Here is a 19,103-nt window from a genome sequence, read left to right on the forward strand (position 1 = left end):
ATTGTCAGCCTGCGAGAGCCTCCGGGCGATCAGGGTTGATGGTTTCATTAGCCGCTCGGGGTGGGACCCGAGCGGCATTTCTTTGCCCCGACCCGAGCGTCGGCGACACGACCGCCGCGAGCCACCTCACTTTCCGACAACAAGTGAAACCTGTCGGTTTCCCTGGCTCTCCGGGTTCCGGTTTCAGACCTGGGGCTGGATGCACTCCGGAAGGTGCACGGTGAACGTGGTTCCCTTCAGAGCATCCGAAACAACTTCGACCGAGCCATCATGGGCTCTCACGATTTCGTAAACGATATGGAGTCCGAGCCGGATCGTTCCGTCGTTTCCAACCGCCCCACCCAAGGTATCCCGGAACATTCCTCGTCGAACTTCCGGATCAATCACCGGTCCGTGGTTGTGGACCCCGATAAACACGCTGTCCTCCTGAGACCATAGGCTGAGGGTGATCGGATCCGCGGCGTTGCCGTGTCGGATCGCGTTCTGAGTGAGGTTGGTCATCACCTGTGAAATCCTGACGGGATCGACCATGCATTCCATCGTCGTCGGGTTTTTGACAACCATGCAGGCGCTGGGATAACTCGTTCTGATTTCCTTCGTCACCCTCTCGCATAGAGCCACCAGATCCACGGCTCGACGCTCGATGGTCAGGCCGTTGCCCAAACGCAGACGGGTGAGTTCCAAGAGATTGGTGATGAGCTCCTTCATCTGCTCGCCGCTGGCCAGCATCTGCTGACAGAGGCGATCGTGAGGAGAGCCTTTCTCAAAGTACTCCGAAAGCACCCGCGATCCCACGGTGATGGCGGAAAGTGGACTTCGCAGATCGTGACCCAGCACACCCAGGAAATAATCGCGCATCTTGTCGCTCGTCATTTGGAAGCGATCGACCGAAAGGATCCATGCCTCATCGATCGCCTCATTGAACCTCACCAACTCGTCGAGATCCTTTTCGAGGCCCGCGTTTTCGCGGATCCAGATCCGAATCACGCTGGCCCGCAGAGCCCTGAATTCCGCACTGATGTCGAAGATACTGAAGCCCTGCTCCAGGCGTTGGGCTCCGTGCCGCATCGCCGCACGCTCCTCGCCTGGGTCGAGATCCTTGTCGCCTTTCGCCTTCTCGATCTGCTCCGCAGCCGATTGCGGTTCTTCAAGATCGCTCACGACGCGGTCCAGCAAGTCCAGGATGTGATCCTTCACCTCCGCGCGATCCAGATCCTCCGCCATTTCAATATGCGTCCGCGCGAAGATGTACCAATCCTCTACGATCTCGTCCGTGTGCTCCAGTATGGTCTCCTTAATCGTCATGGCTTCTCGCAATCCCTCCACAAGTCGCTCAGGCACGCCGCGCCGATGCAAGCTCCAGATGCGGAATCCCACGAAGCATCTTGGCGGACCACGGCCATCAATCGATCAGGAATCATCTGATTCACGAGCATTGAGAAAAGATGGGCGTACGTCAAACAGGGGACTCGGCCAATACAGCCGGGTCCCCTTTTTGAGATTGTATCTTAATCAATCAAGCAATCCTCAGGCTAATGCCTTAGGACTTGTAGCGGAGCCGCTTTTTGTGGCGGTTCTGCTTCGCGCGCTTCTTGCGCTTGTGCTTGTTGATCTTGGTCTTACGACGCTTTTTGAGCGAGCCCATGGATCTAATTCGGTTGGTGGTTTCAGGATTGCTGACTCGGTCAAGGAACGACCTTGTTCAGCGGAAATTCGATAATGCCTTCGGCGCCCAGCACCTTCAGCTCGGGGATGATGTCGCGAACGACCTTCTCACAGATGACAGTTTCCACCGCCACCCAGCCTTCTTCGGAAAGGGTCGACACCGTGGGACGGCGCAGCGAAGGAAGCTTGTCGAGCAGGGCCGGCAACTTGTCCTCGGGAAGGTTCATTTTCAAGCCAACTTTATCGCGCGCTTCAAGAGCGGCCTTCAAAAGCAGGCAAATGCGGTCCATTTTTTCACGCTTCCACGAGTCAGCCGCAGCTTCCGGACTGGCGTAGAAGTGAGGAAATGAAGTCAAAAGCGTGTCGACGATCCGCAGCTTGTTCGCACGCAGCGAAGAGCCGGTCTCGGTGATGTCAACGATGGCGTCGACCAAATCAGGCACCTTTACCTCGGTTGCCCCCCATGAAAATTCCACTTCGGCATTGATGCCGCGCTCCTTCAGGTAGCGCTCGGTAATCCCGACGCCTTCCGTCGCAATCCGCTTACCTTCGAGATCTTCAGGCTTCTTAATCGGAGAATCTTCAGGAACCACCAGCACCCAGCGTGTCGGACGAGCCGTCGCACGAGAGTAAGGAAGTTCCGCAAGATCCACGAGTTCGGTGCCACTTTCTGTCGCCCAATCGAGTCCGGTGATCCCGCAGTCGATGAATCCCTGGCCGATGTAGCGACCGATTTCCTGAGAACGGATCAGATAAATATCGAGCTCGGAATCATCCGAAGACGGACGATAGCCGCGCGAGGAAACGTAAATATCGTAGCCGGCCTTCTCGAGCAGATCGAGGGTCGGTTGCTGCAGACTCCCTTTGGGAATCGCAATCTTCAGTGTTTTGTCGGAGCTCTCAGACATCGCGCGGGCGGCGGGGATAGCTGGTGATCGCCTCGGGGGCAAGGGAAGTTTTGCAGAGTCTCGCATTCCAGGCACCTTTCGGGAGCGGAACGACCCTCCATCCCTTGGGAATCTCGCCATCGCCGCTTCTTTTCCCGCAAGGGTTGCCCCTGCTCCGCGATTCCGCTTCGATCGCCTTGATGCATTCCTCTCCCGGCGAATTTGCCACCATCATCCTCGCCTTTTTCGCAATCATGAACCCGATCGCGAACACCCCGATTTTCGTTGCCCTGACCGATGGGCTCGATTCTTCCACACGCAGGAACATCGCCATCCGCGCCCTCATCCTCGCCTTTGTCCTCATCTCCGCCTTTGCCATCGGCGGCAACATGCTTTTCGAAGCCTTCGGCATCACCCTATCAGCCCTGCGAATCTCCGGCGGCATCCTCGTCGGCCTGGTCGGCTTTCACCTGCTTCAAGGTGAGACGTCCACCGTCCACACGCCAAAGTCCGCCGCCTCCGGCACCACCACCGACTCTGCCCTGAGCATCGCCATCACGCCGCTCGCCCTCCCCATCCTCGCTGGCCCCGGCACCATCGCCACCGCCATGAGTTTTTCCGCAGGCTCATCTTTCAGCGTTTCCCTGCAGGTCATCGCCGCCTTCGGCATCGTCTGCCTGCTCACCCTTGTTTGCTTTCTCGGCGGGGAAAAGCTGGTCGTCTTCCTCGGACGCTCGGCGATCAAGGTCATCACCCGCCTGATGGGTCTCATTCTCACCGTCATCGGCATCCAAATGCTGATCGAAGGCGTCGGCGGGGCGGTCACGGATTACCAGGCAAAGACACCCGCCAAGGAAGCTTCCCAAAATACAAGCACCCCTTGAAGCCACCCATCCTTGGGCTGGCTTGAGTCACGGTGACCCCTCAGGATTCTCGAGTGAACTCGCTCGCCCGACTCGTCTGCTTCGGCATCCTGCCGATGGCAATCTCCGCCTGCACCCAAAGCCCGGCACCTGAAGTCATTCAAACGACCCCACCGGCGGAAGCACCCGCCGCCAGCCCGCCAACGGAAAAGCCCGATCGACCCGAGGCCGAGATCGAGACCGCCCCGATCAAGGAAATCGACATCACCCAGCTCTTCACCCTGAAGACCGACGGCAAAACCCTCATCTACGATGTCCGTCTTCCACTCTATTACCAACTCGGCCACATCGATGGCGCCATCCTCTTCTACCCGAAGCCCTTCGACGAAGCCTTCGACAAGGAAGAAGCCCAGATGAAGAACGCCCTCAGCGAAGGAAAAGAGATCGTCCTCTACTGCGGCGGCGCCGATTGCCACGACTCCCACATCGTCGCCAAAATGATCGCCGAGCGTGGCATCCCCGTCTCCGTCTACTCCGGCGGCTGGGCCGAGTGGAAGACCGTCGGAATCGAGTGAGTCTGAATTCAAGGGTTCGTAGTTCCGCCTTCAGGCGGTCGAGGCACCGAAAGACACCGCCACGTCTAGCAAGCCAAGAACCACCAAAGCCAGCCGTCACCCATCATCAAACTCCCAAGCAAAACCCCATGCCTTACCAATGGAGAAATCTCACCCCCGCCGAACGCGAAAAGCTCCTCGCCTTTCGAAAAAGACTCCGTCGCCCATGGCACCGCCCACCCCACTTCGGCGGCGGATCCGTCCACTACCATCTCACCGCCGCCTGCTACGAACACAAGCCGATCATCGGACACAGCCCCGAACGCTTGGAGGAATTCACCAACGAGCTACTAAACGCCCTGCCCATTGAACCCGCCGCCTGGTGCATCCTCCCCAATCACTACCATCTTCTCATTCGCTGCGACGACTTGAAGAACATGACCCGCACACTCGGCCAGCTCCACGGCCGCCTATCATTCCGTTGGAATGGTGAGGACGGAACGAGAGGAAGAAAAGTCTGGTACTCGGTCGCCGACCGAGCCATGCGCGGATCAGAGCACTATTGGGCGACATTAAACTACATCCACCACAACCCAGTGAAGCACGGCTACACAGACAACTGGTTGGATTGGCCATTCTCCAGCGCCCAAGATTACTTGAATGAAGTCGGACGAGCCGAAGCCATCAAGATCTGGAAGAACTTCCCGATCCTCGATTACGGCAAAGGCTGGGACGACCTTTGAGCCGAACATCAAGTGTAGGTAGTTCCGCCTTCAGGCGGTCGAGGCACCGAAAGGCACCGCCTGAAGGCGGAACTACCTACCCTTGAAAACAAGCCGCTTCCTACTAATCCACCTCCCCCGCTTCCCTCTCTAACAAAGTCCTCACCCTCAATCTCACCTTCTCCCCCGCCTGCCCTTCCGCCGACTTGCGCAAGGCTTCGATCAACAGCTCACCCGGCGCTTCCGGTCCCGCAATCTCAATGCTGATGAGCGGCTCTCCTCCCAACCTCGACTTCCGCAACTTTACCAAGCGGTAGCCGCCTTTCGCCGCCACCTCCGTCAGCGCTCTCTCCATCATCCGCGGCTCCGTCACCTTCCCGACCAGCACCGATGTTAGAGGCACCGCGAGCCCCGCGCAGGTCAGCGCAAACACAATAAACAAGCGCTGCGCCCACAGCCCGCCCGCACTCCGACCCCGGATACCCGCGAGGAAAAAGTTCGCCGCCGCACCCAGCACGATCGCCACCACGTTCGTGCCAAAAAGCAAAGCCGCGCCCCTGGCCGTCGCCACCTCTCCCAGCGACAAACAAATCCCCACCGTCGCAATCGGCGGCACCAAAGCCGCCGCAATCGCCACCCCGGCCAGCGCCCCGCTGAGCGCCGGCCTTGCCAGACAATAGGACGCCGCGATTCCCGAAACAAAGGCCACGCCGAGATCCAGCAAGGTCGGCTCCCCACGCGCCGCCAGCTCACCTGTTAGACCAAAACCCATCATCCGCGCGCCCCAACCTAACAGCAGTCCGATTCCCAGCGCCGCAAAGAATCCCATCAGCACCGCCCGCTGACTGCGCCGCCACAGCGGCCAGTTGCCCTGCACCAGCGAGAGCCCGCCACCGATCAGCGGCATCATCAGGGGCGCCACCAGCATCGCCCCGATCACCACCGCCGCCGAGTCCGCCAGCAGACCAAGTCCGGCAATCGAAGTCGCCAGAATCATCAAGGCCGCAAAATCAAAGGTCCACCGCGCCTTGCCCTCGACCTCATCAACCAGCGCCACCCGCTCCTCGCGTTCAAGTTGCGGCACCTTCAATCGCAAAAACTGTCCCAGCGCCTCCTTCATCCGACGCCCCGTCGGCAGCGCCGCCCTCACCACTCCCACCGCCAGACCACCCGGCCCCTGCAGCAGCTTGTCCGGCACCGTGCCGAAAAGCTTCGCCCGGATCGTCCCCGTATTGCTCGCCCCGATCAGCAGCAACTCGTAATCCCCCGATTCCACCTCTTTCCGGATCTCCTCCGAAACCCGATCACCCAGCACCACCTTGCGCGTCACGGATTCCGGCTCCACCCCCGCCTTCCGGACTGCCTTTTTCAGCATCCTCTCGCCGACATCGCGCGACACCTCGTCCGTATCCGGTTCCACGAAAAACGCCGTTGCCCCGGTGCCACCGAGCTTTTCCGCCAGCTTCAGCGCCGAGCGCGAATGCGGACCACCGGCGCAGGGCACCAGCACCTTGCCCGCCCAATCGTGACCTTCCTCCGGCAGCCTCAGAACCCCCACCGCACACGGCACCCGCGCAAATACCGCGCGCGAAAGCTTCCGCTCCGGCGAGTCGTTCAGCCCGCGACCCGAGTTGTGCTTTCCGATCAGCAGGAACGGCACCTTCGTCACCCGCACGTGAGACATCAGCGCCTCCACCGCCTTCTCCATCCGCACCCGACCCCAGCGCTCCTCCTCCAACAGCTCACCCAGATGATCCGGGCCCACCCCCTCCATCCATTCGATCTCCCCGCCCTTGGCTGCATCATCGCAGACCACGATCTCCATCGAAGTCTCCTGCGCCGCCGCCACCCGACGCCCCCAGGCTAACATTCCCGCCGCTTCCTCAGGATACCGAATCACCAAAACAAGTGGCATAACGACTAACTACCCATCCCAAGCCCGCTCCACAAGCGTTCGTCGTCCCCCCCATTGACTCTCCATTTCTTCTATCCGAGGGGCCCGCGGCCTTTCTAATAAACTACTTCCCTCCATTCAGGAGGACGCAGCACGCGGCACGCGACGCCCTAGCAAAAGCAATCCGAGCCATACAAGACTGGTCGGCTCTGGAATATTCGCCGCGATCCAATCGCCGTGCTCACTAAGATCCGTAAAGAGTGCGATATCACCGTAGCGGGAATCGGTTCGGGCGAAGCCATCGGACAACAAGGGATTCACGCCCCATGAGCTGATCCCGGCAAGTTGCCACTGCTGCGCTGATGCATCGAAAACGAACAATGCTCCGCCGCTATCACCCGCTGCGGTGGTTCCTTCGAGAAATTCATCCGGCATCCAGGGAAAAAAGCTGGAAGCCATCGGCAAGCCTCCCCAGTCGGCAATGCTGCTGCTTGGTGCAACATCGAGCAGTCGATCACTCAACCTCGGACCATCAAATCCGACATCAAAGTAGGTGCGACGCACCGTGGAAGCCTCAAGAGAATTGCGTGCCAAACTGCCGTCATCAAAATCCGTTGCCAGCAATCCGCCACCCGGAGCAGCAATCTGGCGATCGACCACATTCATCGCGAAGAGCAGCTCCGGCGAGCTCGTGGCACCAAGAATCCCATTGCCGCTGCGACCGTACCCGCCGAGAAAAGCGATCGCACCAGGCGAGACATTCGGAGCGATGACGGCAGGAGTCAGAGAGCTCGATTGGCCAAGCCGAACAAGAACCAGATCACCTCCTTGTGTTAGACCCGGACTGGGTGACGCCGCCCATCCGCCAGCGTAGCGAAGTTCGACCGCACCGATGGAGGTCCCACCGGCCCGAACCTGTACCGCGTGATTTCCCGCCCCAGCCGTGACGTGCGCCGCCGTGAGCACCCAGTGCTCATCAATCACCACGCCACTCCCGCGACGGATCCCAAAGCCCGTATCGACTTCAATTTCGACCACGCCGGAAAAGGCTTCAGCGCTTGCGAGCTGTCGGTAAGCCTGCCGATCCAGATCATGACGAATCACCACCGCACCCGCAGGCTGCAGCAGGGATAAAGTGCACATTACTTCGCCAAGGTGAAGTTTTCGGAACAAAATCCGCAGAGCATTCCTGAAAACGGTTAGATTTCCGGATATGTCATGAGGGAAGTGGCCGTAGCGCCCAAAGGAAGTGAGTTTCATTGCGCTGTATTCCTAGAAAAACTCGATTCCTTGAACTGAAGCGAGGAATAACCAAGGTAAACGCAATATGAAAACTGCGTTCTCCACCATCGGATTGATTTCCTCCCTCACCTTGTTTTCCAGTGCTGCGATTCAGATCCCCGGCGCCGATGGTTCCAGCGGAGTTCTCAATATCACAGCCGACACCACCATTGATTTGTCTCAGGCAGTCACCGGCAACTGGGACGATACCAACACCGCCAATGGGATCTACGATGCGGAAAAGTGGGCGGTGGTGTTCAACTACTCAAGCGTCAACATTGATCCAGGTGTGACGCTCACGTTCACCAACCACGAGAGTCGCGCACCGGTCGTCTGGCTGGTTACGGGAGATGTCGTCATCTCGGGCAATGTCAGCCTTGATGGTCAGGCCCACCAACCCGCGCCCCTTCTTTCCGAGCCGGGCCCCGGTGGCTTCCGGGGCGGCACCGCCAGCTATGCGGGAAACCCGAGTTCCAGTGCAGGGTTTGGACCGGGTGGTGGTTTAAGGCAGGGAAACGTTGGCAGCTCCGGAGCATTCGGGACGAACCTTGGTTCAGCCACACCTTATGGAAACCCTTCCCTGATCCCGCTCATCGGAGGGTCCGGAGGCGCCGGTGATCCCGAATTCACGGGCATCAGGCAGGGCGGGGGCGCGGGTGCGGGAGCCATTCTCATCGCCTGCGCAGGCACGGCTACCATTGATGGCCAGATCCACTGCAATGGTGGAGCCGGTCTTCATGACTTCTCCGGCATCGACCTCAACACCGGCGGCGGATCCGGTGGCGGCATTCGAATCGTCTGCGACACCCTCGCAGGAACCGGTCCGCTCAACGCCGTCGGTGGCGATGGCTGGCAGCAAGGGGGACTCGGACGAATCCGCATCGAACGTGTTGCTAGCAGCTCCTCGGGAAGCATCGTTCCGGACCCTTCCATCGTGCCATTGACTGCAGACGACACCGCACTGCTCTGGCCTCCACCAAGCGCCCCGCAAGTGGAAGTCGTCTCAATCGGAGGCGTCGCCGCGCCGGCTGACCCACGCGCCGCATTCGGTGCGACCGGAGCAGATGTCGCTCTCCCCGAAACGGCCACGACAGAAATCGTGATCCGCACCACCAACGTCGAGCAAGCTGCGGCCGTGAATGTCCGACTCACACCGCGTTCGGGTGCCGACTCCCAGGTCGTGAGCGCCGTCGTCTCCAGCGTGGTCAGCCCGACCGAGCCGATCATCGAGTGGACCGCCGACCTGCCCGTCAACACGGGCTACTCGGCCGTACAAGTCCACGTCGTCCGGCCATAAGTCCGCCAGATCCGGCAAAACCCCCATTCCCACGACGCGATGTCCCATTGGACAACCGCCCTCCTTTTCCGCCATCTGATGGCGGGCATGATCGCGTGCCTATGGATGGGCGCGGGACAACTCGACGCGCAAACCAACCTCTATCGCGAGGTCGTCTCCCGAGAGCTCTCGCTTCACGTCGAAAACGGCGCCGACTTCGGTGGGAGCGCCACCCGCGAGTTCTCGATGCGTATCGAGAATGGTTCCGAAAATCGCGAACTTGCATCCCGGGAATTTTCTCTGGCGGTTGGCGGTGCTGACGCGCCACCGGCCATTACCGAACTCGACATTACCGTCTCTGCCACCGGAGACGAGGTCGCCCTCGATTGGACCAGCTACAATCCGTGGCAGTTCCGGGATATCGCCGAGTTCCGCATTTATGTCACCGATGATGGACCCATCACGGATGTTTCTGGGCTGACTTCCGCAGGGTCCGTCGACGGCGAAACCACCTCCTTTCAGCTCTCTGGACTAAGCGAGTTTACCGACCACTTCATCGCCGTGGTCGCCGTCGATGCCCTGGGCAACTTCGATCCGATCGCCAACTACAGCGCCGCCTACGTCCTCTCGCCACAGAGCGTCTCTCGAGAACTCTCTCTTTTCATCGGCAACGAAGCCAATCCTCCGATCAGGAGAATCACTTCCCGCGAGTTCGACCTCGCCATTGCCGGCCCCACCCCGCCTCCCGCGATTGGCGGTTTCGATGTCACCGTCTCGCCCCTGGGCGACAGCGCCACCCTCGACTGGTCCTCCTACAACCAGTGGGCGGATCTCCCCGTTGATCGCTTCGAGATCTATCTCTCCGACAGCGGGCCCATCACCGATGTCAGCGGCCTCAGCCCCTTCGCCATCGCCCGCGGCGGCAACACCTCGATCACGCTCGATGGGCTCACGCCGAATACCGATCACTTTTTTGCCATCGTCCCGGTCGATCCGCTTGATCGCCGGGAAGCCGCCGTCAATTACGGCGCGGCGTATGTCATCAGCCCCGAAGCAGTATCGCGCGAATTCACCATCGGGATCGGCAATGAAACCACACCCCGTTTCCAGGAAATCGTCTCCCGCGAGTTCGACATCATCGTGCCTGATGCGGCCGCACCGCCGCCCGTCACCGGAATCGACAGCGGCTTCCTTGTCGAAACTTCAAACGACACCTTTGGATCCGTCATTCTGGACTTCAGCAGCTACAACGAAACGATCGTGGGCGATATCGTCAGCTATGCGGTCTACGTTGGCGGCAGCTACTTCGATGATGTTACGGGTCTGACCCCCTTCGCCACCCTGCCCTTGGGAGGGAAACGTCAGACACTTTCAGGACTACCCGGCGGGTCGATCAATCATTTCGCCGTGGTGGCCGTCGATTCTCTCGGCAACTTCGATCCGACCGTTCGCTCATTCTCGGCGCAAGCCTCCATCTCGGGCGTCGGAGAAGTCGAAAACCTCAGCGGCTCCAGCAGCTCGACAAGTCTGTCCTTTTTCTGGGACCCACCGATCGATGCCGCTGCCTTCCTCGACCGCTACCGCGTCTGGCTGGGCACCGATCCACCTGTCGATCTGCCACTCTCACAAACCAGCTTCGATGCCGGCGATCTGACACCCGGCACCGCATACCCATTCCGTGTTTCGACGGTCGACATTTTTGGAAATGTCAGCAGCGGCACCTCACTCAATGCTTCGACCTGGCTTGCGGCACCACCCAACCTGCGACTCACCCTCGTCGGTGGGCAGGTCGTGGCCAAGTGGGATCCCCCCGAACCCGAAGCACTCGTCGCTTTCTACCGGATCTACGATGCAGCTAGTAGTTTCTCCGATGTCGGCAGCCTGACACCGCTGACCTCAACTCTCGCCAACGAGGCGGTAGTGGGCGATCTCGCAAGTGTGCAGGGCCGCTGGTTCGGCGTCACCGCCGTCAATGAACTGGGAGACGCCGATCCTGCAGTGGTTTCGATTCAGGCCAGCAAGCAAGCACAGTCGATCGACTTCCCTCAACCTTCTCTCACCAACCCGCCGATTCCCCTCGCAGGCACCGCATCAAGCGGTCTGCCCGTTTCCTTCGAGATCTCCCCACCAAGTATTGCCACCCTCATCGATGCTAGCGGTCCGGCCATTGACATCATCCGGGGTGGCCCCATCTCGATTATCGCAGGGCAAAGCGGTGACTCCAACTGGTGGCCGGCCGAACCCGTCACCCGTGAGCTACGCCTGCCACCGGTGATCAGCTCTCTAACAGCCAACGGTCGCGAACTCCAGAACGGAGCCACGCTGGGAGAATTGGACGTCCTTCTCCGTGTCACCGCACTCGACGTCGATGGCATTGCCTCAGCCGAATTCTCGCTGAGACCCGATGGTGGAAACTTCTCTCCGATCGGTCGCGATCTCATTTCTGGCGACGGATTCACCGCGGTCCTTGCCACCGAGACCCTGAGCCCGGGAAATTATGAACTCAAAGTGGTGGTTGAAACCCCGAGTGGCTTCACCGCTCAGCGTGTCCATCCGGTAAGCATCCAACTACTGCCCCCGGCGGCTCCCAGCATCCTCTCTCCGACAAACGGCGATCGCTTTGAGGTCGCAGACGTCATGGTCAGCGGCACCGCCCAGCGGGGATCGGATGTTCGGCTCTTCCGCAGCGGGGCCGAAGTCGCCGGTCCGGTCACCGTGGATGCTTCAGGAAACTTCAGCGCCAGCGTCTCTCTTGTCCCCGGCAACAACCCGATCACCGCTCGGGCGACGAACGCCGCCGGCACCAGCCCGGACTCAGCGTCGCTAGGTATCGAGCTGCGGTCCACCCTTCAGCTCAGCCTCGATCTCCAGGTCTTTGCCGAAAGTGAAACCGCCACCTTGACGGTGAGTCGCAACCATTCCCAGGGGCAGGTCACGATTGCACTGGGCAGCCATTCAAGCGGGCAGCTCAGTTTCCCATCAAGCACCACCATCGCCGATGGGGCACGTCAGACGAGCGTCTCGATCACGGCGATCGATGACATGGTTGCGGAACTCGATTCGAGTGTCGTCATCAGTGCCTCTGCTGCCGGTTACAGCTCTGCCAATCTTCAAGCCACCATCCTTGATGATGACCGGCCGATGCTGACCCTTGCCACCAATCGCACAGTCGTGGCGGAAGGCTCCGACCCCGGCGAATTGATCGCCACGGTGACCCGCTCACCCATCAGTGATGCCAATCTCGCCGTCTCTATTGCATCGAGTCACCAGGGATCATTGATTTCCCCTTCAACCATCATGCTGCCCCCCTTTGTCGGGTCCGTCCAGGTCGTGATTGAAACGCCCGACAATAGTGAAACCGACGGCGACCGCAGCGTCTTCATCACAGCGGCGACCTTCGATGTCACAACCGACGAACTCCTCGCGCAGAGCAATGAGGTCGAGATCCTCGTCACCGACGATGATGGCCCATCGCTCAGCCTCAGCCTGCCAAAACTCGCCCTCCAGGAAGGTCAAACCAGCATCGCCACGCTTTCCAGAAATGGTGAATCCGGATCCTCACTCGAAGTCACCCTGAGCAGCTCCGACACCAGCGAAGCCACGGTGCCCGGCAGCGTGACGATCCCGTCCGGATCGGACTCGGTCGAGTTCCCGGTTAGCCTACTCGATGACGGTATCGATGATGGAAACCAGCAGGTGCTGATCACTGCCACCGCATCCGGCTTCTCACTCGCCCAACTGGCCACAACGGTGACGGATCTCAGTCTGCCTGACCTCGCCGTTTCATCGTTGACCGTTCCGCTCGACCCTCTGACCGAGGAAACGAGCTCGTTCATCTATCGGGTGGAAAACCAGGGCGCCACGGATATCCTCAGACCCATCGGTGTGCGCCTTTATCTGTCCAGAGACGCGATCATTGATCCCGGCGATCAAAGGCTCACCGTTTTCCAACACACTCAAGGGCTCGCTGCCGGCAGTTTCTTCGAGCAATCCCATAGCTTCTTCACGCCCCGTGAACCGGGTAATTACCGAATCCTCGCCGAACTCGATCCGGATTTGGCAATTGAGGAGATCCTCGAAACCAACAACGTCGGAGCCAGCTCGATGTTCAGCATCCGTTCCGCCTACAGCGCCACGATTTCGGCCGATGTGGAAGTCGCCGCTAGCGGAACACCCGTGACTTTCAGAGGACAAGCGACGCTCGCCAACGGTGATCCAGCCGCAGCAAAACGAGTCAACATTCACCTCTTGGTGCGGGGCACCACTCGCGTCATTGAAACGCAGACCGACGCAGGAGGGAACTTCAGTGAAATATTCACCCCTCTGCCAGGCGAAGGAGGAATCTACTGCGTCGGCGCCGTCCATCCTGGATCTCCGTCGGCAAGCCCTCAAGACAGCTTTGCGCTGCTTGGGTTCAGCACCAATCCTCATGCCCTCGAGTTAAGCTTAATCCGTGAAGGAGCTGAGGTGACCGGCACCGTCGTGCTCACAAATTTGACCGATCTCCCTCTGCAGAGTGTCAGCGCCGCCGGCCTCAATCTGCCAGACGGCATCCATGTCAGCGTTGCGCCCACCGGGTCTGCCGAAGTCGGCTCATTGGGCAGCATCGAGATGGAATACCGAGTCAGCGCTTCGGCCGGCTCTCCTGCCACGGCGGATGGCAGTATCCGCTTCACCAGCCCCGAAGGAGCCCTGCTCGACCTCCCGATCAGCATCGTCGTGCGCGACCATGAAAGCCGGTTGTCACGCTCACCGGGGACCATATCCGGCGGCATGATCCCTGGGGAACAGAGCTTCGTGAGCTTTACGCTTCGAAACGATGGCGGCGCACCCAGCGGACCGATTCAGGTCCTCACCCCCAGCAGCTTCAGCTGGATGAAAGTCGTCAACGGCTCCCCATCAGCGTCGATTCTCCCGGGTGAGAGTGCAACAATCTCCCTCCAGCTCTGCCCACCCGACGACTTTCCACTCGGCCTAACTACTGGAACTTTAGTAGTGGTGGGCTCCCACAATTCGCTGAGTGTCCCATTCTCGATCCGCTCAGTCTCGGACGAAACGGGTGACCTCGTCGTGCGCTGTGAAGATGAATACACCTACTTTGCTGCGGGAAACCCGCCATTGGCCGGCGTGACCGTGCAGGCCCTGGATCCCATCACCAAAGCAGTCGTCGCCACAGGAATCTCGGATGGGAAGGGCGAAGTGCGTTTCGACGATCTCCCTGAGAGCAGTTACGAGATCCGGGGCTCGGCGGAGCAGCACGCCTCGGTCAGGCAGACGGTGAGCGTTCGACCTGGAGTCGAGAGCACGGTATCCTTGTTCCTCCAACGGCGCACCGTCAGCTACTCATGGACCGTCGTTCCGACCGAAACGAAGGACCGCTATCGCATCGTCATTGAAAGCGAGTTCGAAACGAACGTTCCCGCCCCGGTGATCACCGTCGAACCCAATTTCATCGATCTCACGGAACTCACCGAGGAAGTCAGCCAGATCGACATCACCCTCACGAACCACGGACTGATCGCCGCTGATGACGTCAACATTGCCTTCAACTCCAGCGCCGACTGGCAGATCGATTCCCTGACCGGGAACATCCCGAGAATGGCAGCAAAGAGCCGTTATGTGATTCCGGTCAAGATCACCAAACTCAATGCCGGACGCGCCGGAGGGTGCGGACCATCGGGAGGAGTCGACTGGAGTTACAAATGTGGCGATCTCGTCGTGGGTGGGCGCGCCGGAGTCGGCTTCCGGGGCGGAGGCACTCCGTGCGGGGGCGGCACCGGCGGGAGCGGCGGCGGCGGCGGCACCGGCGGCCCCGGAGGAGCCTTCAATCCGGTTGGCTCAGCGGCCTTCGGAAGCTGTGATCCATGCATTTTGATCGCCCTCATCGATTGCGGCGTGAGTTTTGCCGCAGGCCCCTTCGGCTGCGCCTATGCTGCCGGACGTTTCGTCATGGATTGCGAAGGTAAGGGCTTTGATCCCAATTGCATTGTCGATGCCCTTCAACTCGGCGGCGGCTGCGCCTGCAGCGTCACTCCCTACGGTAATGCATGCAATGCCGTAAATTGTTTCATCGACATCCTTCAATGCGTCGCCAACTCCAGCGAAAACGGAGATGGTCGCGCCCGTTCCTACGCGGAAATCCTGGCGACCTTCGATGATCGGGGCCGGTCAGTCATGGCGATGGTCGAGTTCGACCTCGCGCTGCTCGGCGATCCCGCATGGTCCATCGTGCTGGAAAGTGAAGGCATGCCGGCATTCTTCGAACTCTACAAGGAAGTCGTTGGCGGGCAGAGCCTCCCATCTCAGTGCATCGATGGCACGGAGGAATCCGCGATGCTCGCTTCGCTCATCGGTCAGCAATACCCTCAACTGGTGCGAGAACTGGTCGCACGATGGAACCGCACGATGGACTACTGGAGTGCCGGTATTTTCGAAGCCGAGGACTTGGGTCCGGGACAGAATGACGATTTCATCACGGGGACTGAACTCAGCGAAGCTGCCGCCAGAGTGGTCAATGCCTTCGACGAAGTCAGGGCCGACGGATTCGACGATCCGGTGGAAGCCTTCGGGGATTCGACTCGTGACCTATTCCGTTTCCTAAGCTCCGGCGACGGGGTTTGCGCACGTGTCCGGCTTCAGATCGAACAGGAAGCCGTGATGACCCGTGACGCCTTCGACGCCCGGTTGACCTTGGAAAATACCGGGAACATGCCATTGGAAAATGTGGAAGTCGACTTGCGGGTCCTCGACCTCGACGGCTTTGACGCGACCGATCGCTTCGGCATCGATGGACCGAACCTCACGGGTATCTCCAATGGAAGCCTATCCGGTCAGTCCAATGGAGAAATCCAGTGGACCTTCCATCCCGCCGAGGATGCGGCTCCAACGGAAGCCACGGTTTATGAAATTTACGGCGAGGCTCGCTACACCATCGATGGCGTGGTCACGACTCTGCCACTCTTGCCTCAGGCGATCACCGTTTATCCAAATCCCAACCTGAGACTGAAGTACTTCCACCAGCGAGACGTTTACTCGGACGACCCCTTCACCGATCCAGTGGAGCCATCCATCCCCTATTCGCTCGGCGTAATGGTCGAGAACACGGGCGCCGGCGTGGCACGCGATTTTTCCATCACTTCCAATCAGCCCAAGATCATCGAGAATGACAAGGGACTGCTCATCGACTTCCAGATCATCGGCACGACGGTTGGAGGAGAACCCGTAACTCCGTCCTTAGCTGTCAATTTTGGCAATATCGAACCTGGTGAAGTTGAAGTCGCGGAATGGCTTCTAACATCAACTCTGCAGGGCCTATTCATCGGATACTCGGCAGAGTTCGAGCATCTCGACGACTTCGGCGGATTGCGTTCATCGTTGATCGAAAGCGTCGACATTTACGAAACCATCCGTGCGGTGAATGCGCTTGGCCCCAAGGACGATGGAACTCCTGATTTCCTGGTCAACGCGACCTTCGATGTGCTGGACCTCCCCGATGAGATTCATTTGAGCGACGGTTCGGTCGAACCCGTTTCCACCAGCCTGAATGCTAGCGCCGGAATTCCCGAAGCAGGGAATCTCACCATCACGCTCAACAATACCGGCCTCGGTGCCGGTTGGGGATATCTGCGTGTGCCCGATCCTGGTGATGGGAATTTCCATCTTGTCTCCTGCCAGCGCTCCGACGGCCTTTCCATTCCGGTCGGCACCAATGTTTGGACCACTGACCGAAGCTTCCTCGGGCTTGGACTCGGGGCAATCAAAGAAAACCTGCTTCATCTCGTCGATTGCGATAGCACCGGAAGCTACACGCTGACATTTGCTGAAGCGGCTCCGACCGACATCACACCGCCATCGAGCAGGGTCGCCACACTTCCTGCCAACAGTGGCAGCTTCATTCCCGTTTCATGGTCCGGCAATGATGACGCCGGCGTGGCTCGGTACAGTGTGTTCGTATCGGTGAATGGTGGCCCCTTTGAGCCTTGGCAAACCCGAACGACCGCGACCTCAGCACTCTTTTCCGGAGAGATCGGCTCTACCTACGACTTTTATAGTATTGCCATCGATGCCGCCGGCAACGTGGAGGCCGCCAAAACCGCCGCTGAAGCGAGCACCGCGGTGAACCAACAGAACCAGGCTCCGACGATCCATTCCTCCGACCCTCTCACAGTCGAAGAAGGCGGGACCCTGAATTACCAGTTCACTGCCACCGATCCGGATGGCCCTAACAGCGCCCTGTCCTACTCGCTAACGACCCCAAATCCAGGCATTACGCTCAATCCTTCGACCGGTAGACTTCGCTGGCTGACCGGTGAAGAAGACGGTGGAACTACCACCGAGGTCACGGTCACGGTGACTGACGGGGACCCCGCCCCGCTGTCCGACAGCATCACCCTCAGCATTGCAGTGGTGGACACAAACTTGCCGCCATCCCTCCTGAACCCCGGAAGCTACACCATCGACGTCGGCGAATCACTCAACGTGCAACTGGTCGCAAGCGACGGCGACCTGCCGACCCAGACAGTCCGTTACCGACTTGCAGGAGGACAGCCTCCAGGAATGACGATTGACCCCTCCAGCGGTCTGATTCAATGGGTCGCGAGCGAAGACGCGGAAGAGCAGACCTTTGCGGTGTCCGTTCAAGCTTACGACGATCAGACTCCAGAGGGCCTTGCGACACGAACGCTCTATGTTGAGGTTTTGAAAAAGCCCGGACTGGAGCCGTTCTTTGATCCCTTCCCGACACTCGTTTGGGCAACAGACGGAGTCCAGCAGGTGAAGCTGAAGGCCAGCGATCCTGAAGGCGAACCCGTCACCATCACCGCCGACCTCTCATCGTTGACGGCTGGATGGCCCTCGTATCGTGCGGAAGCAAACGCCGGCACGGGAACCATCACCTGGGGCACGTGGGGCGTGACACCAGGCACCTATCAAGTGACTTTGAACGCCTCGACCGAGCGCCAATCGAGCAGCGCCCAGTTGACGATCGAAGTTGTCGAGCGGGATGCCTTTACCGACTTCACAGGCTGGGCTGGCGCCTACGATCTGAATCCCTTGGAATCGCTGGTCGACCGTAGCCTCAATCCTCTCGGTCTCGACAATCTGTTTGTCTACGCATTCGGCATCGATCCACGCTGGGCCATTGCTCCCGGGCAGCCTGCACCAGCTCCCCGACCACTGCGCGACGCCAAAGGCCTCAGTTTCATCCTGCCGGAATCAGGGCTGGGGCGCGCCGACTTGGAGTATGTCATCGAACAATCCGATGCCAGCCTGGGCAATTGGCAGCCCGTCGCCACGAAATCCGGGCACAGTCCATGGACGGGGAGTGATATCTCGATCGACCAAGAAGCCCTCCAAGGTCACTTGACCATGGTCAGCATTTCCTTCGACACTCTGCCACCGGGCGGATCCGCATTTTTCCGTTTGCGGATCGGATTTCCCGGCACCGAGGCGAGCGCCTTCGATTCCTGGATGGCAGGCTTTCTGACTCCAAACAGAGGTCCGGAAGAGGATGCGAACCACGATCGCATTCCGAATCTTCTCGCCTGGTCGCTCGGTCACGAATCACCACTGCTGCTCACCGAGACGGCCCGGAAAAGCCTGCCCCACCTTGTCGGAGCCCCCCATGAACTGGGCTTTCGGGTCACGATTCTCGGGGGATCAAAAGCAGATGTCCGCTACCTCATCGAGACGAGCCCCAACCTGAAAGACTGGCAAGCCATTGCAGTTAAACAAGGTACACAACCCTGGCATGCGGATGTCAACTTCTCGTCGAACGGTGCGAACTCTCCCGATGAAGCTTGGGACTTCGAGCTTTCGCTTGGCCCCGGCGGTTTCGTCCGTCTCAGAGTCGACCCTCTAAGCCATCCTTGATTCCTCACTTGGAAAAAGCTCGCAGAGTCCTGAAACACAAGGCTTTTGGCCTTGCCATCCCCGCTCCTGACCCTAGTTTCGCCGCCCGTTT

The 19,103-nt window shown here is 59.6% G+C and carries 10 protein-coding genes; 5 read left to right on the plus strand and 5 right to left on the minus strand.

The features are described from left to right. Positions 1-183: 183 nt before the first annotated feature. The 3 genes from ACFQY0_RS14315 to hisG all read right to left on the minus strand — a co-directional run bounded on the left by ACFQY0_RS14315 (position 184) and on the right by hisG (position 2,573). A complete protein-coding gene (locus tag ACFQY0_RS14315) occupies positions 184-1,305 on the minus strand; it encodes an ATP-binding protein (RefSeq protein ID WP_379713613.1) in 1,122 nt (373 codons plus the stop codon). 235 nt (positions 1,306-1,540) lie between these two features. Further along, positions 1,541-1,645, minus strand: a complete 105-nt coding sequence (locus ACFQY0_RS14320) for an AURKAIP1/COX24 domain-containing protein (protein WP_379713615.1) — start codon at positions 1,643-1,645, stop codon at positions 1,541-1,543. A gap of 40 nt (positions 1,646-1,685) precedes the next feature. Then, positions 1,686-2,573: an ATP phosphoribosyltransferase gene (hisG, locus tag ACFQY0_RS14325; RefSeq protein ID WP_379713617.1), complete on the minus strand. Its 888-nt coding sequence runs from the start codon at positions 2,571-2,573 to the stop codon at positions 1,686-1,688. Positions 2,574-2,752: 179 nt separating this feature from the next. Between hisG and ACFQY0_RS14330 the strand changes: the two genes are divergently transcribed. The 3 genes from ACFQY0_RS14330 to ACFQY0_RS14340 all read left to right on the plus strand — a co-directional run bounded on the left by ACFQY0_RS14330 (position 2,753) and on the right by ACFQY0_RS14340 (position 4,712). After that, positions 2,753-3,436: a MarC family protein gene (locus ACFQY0_RS14330; RefSeq protein ID WP_379713619.1), complete on the plus strand. Its 684-nt coding sequence runs from the start codon at positions 2,753-2,755 to the stop codon at positions 3,434-3,436. Between the two features lie 53 nt (positions 3,437-3,489). Next, positions 3,490-3,990, plus strand: a complete 501-nt coding sequence (locus tag ACFQY0_RS14335) for a rhodanese-like domain-containing protein (RefSeq protein WP_379713621.1) — start codon at positions 3,490-3,492, stop codon at positions 3,988-3,990. A 128-nt stretch (positions 3,991-4,118) separates the two neighbouring features. Beyond that, positions 4,119-4,712, plus strand: a complete 594-nt coding sequence (locus ACFQY0_RS14340; protein WP_379713623.1) for a transposase — start codon at positions 4,119-4,121, stop codon at positions 4,710-4,712. 103 nt (positions 4,713-4,815) lie between these two features. On the opposite strand, the gene ACFQY0_RS14345 is transcribed toward ACFQY0_RS14340, so the two are convergent. Together ACFQY0_RS14345 and ACFQY0_RS14350 are read right to left on the minus strand one after the other, a co-directional pair. Further along, positions 4,816-6,606 (minus strand): DUF389 domain-containing protein, encoded by a 1,791-nt coding sequence (locus ACFQY0_RS14345; RefSeq protein WP_379713625.1) that lies wholly within the window; start codon positions 6,604-6,606, stop codon positions 4,816-4,818. A gap of 117 nt (positions 6,607-6,723) precedes the next feature. Next, positions 6,724-7,845: a trypsin-like serine protease gene (locus ACFQY0_RS14350; RefSeq protein ID WP_379713627.1), complete on the minus strand. Its 1,122-nt coding sequence runs from the start codon at positions 7,843-7,845 to the stop codon at positions 6,724-6,726. A gap of 67 nt (positions 7,846-7,912) precedes the next feature. On the opposite strand from ACFQY0_RS14350, the gene ACFQY0_RS14355 reads away from it, so the two are divergent. Then, positions 7,913-9,163, plus strand: coding sequence for a hypothetical protein (locus tag ACFQY0_RS14355; RefSeq protein WP_379713629.1), 1,251 nt, complete (start codon positions 7,913-7,915; stop codon positions 9,161-9,163). A 39-nt stretch (positions 9,164-9,202) separates the two neighbouring features. Continuing rightward, the gene (locus ACFQY0_RS14360) at positions 9,203-19,012 is read left to right on the plus strand and encodes a CARDB domain-containing protein (RefSeq protein ID WP_379713631.1); all 9,810 of its coding nucleotides are present in this window, start codon (positions 9,203-9,205) and stop codon (positions 19,010-19,012) included. Positions 19,013-19,103 lie beyond the last annotated feature (91 nt).

The sequence above is a fragment of the Haloferula chungangensis genome, from assembly GCF_042664875.1.
In the GTDB taxonomy this organism is placed as follows: domain Bacteria; phylum Verrucomicrobiota; class Verrucomicrobiia; order Verrucomicrobiales; family Akkermansiaceae; genus Haloferula; species Haloferula chungangensis.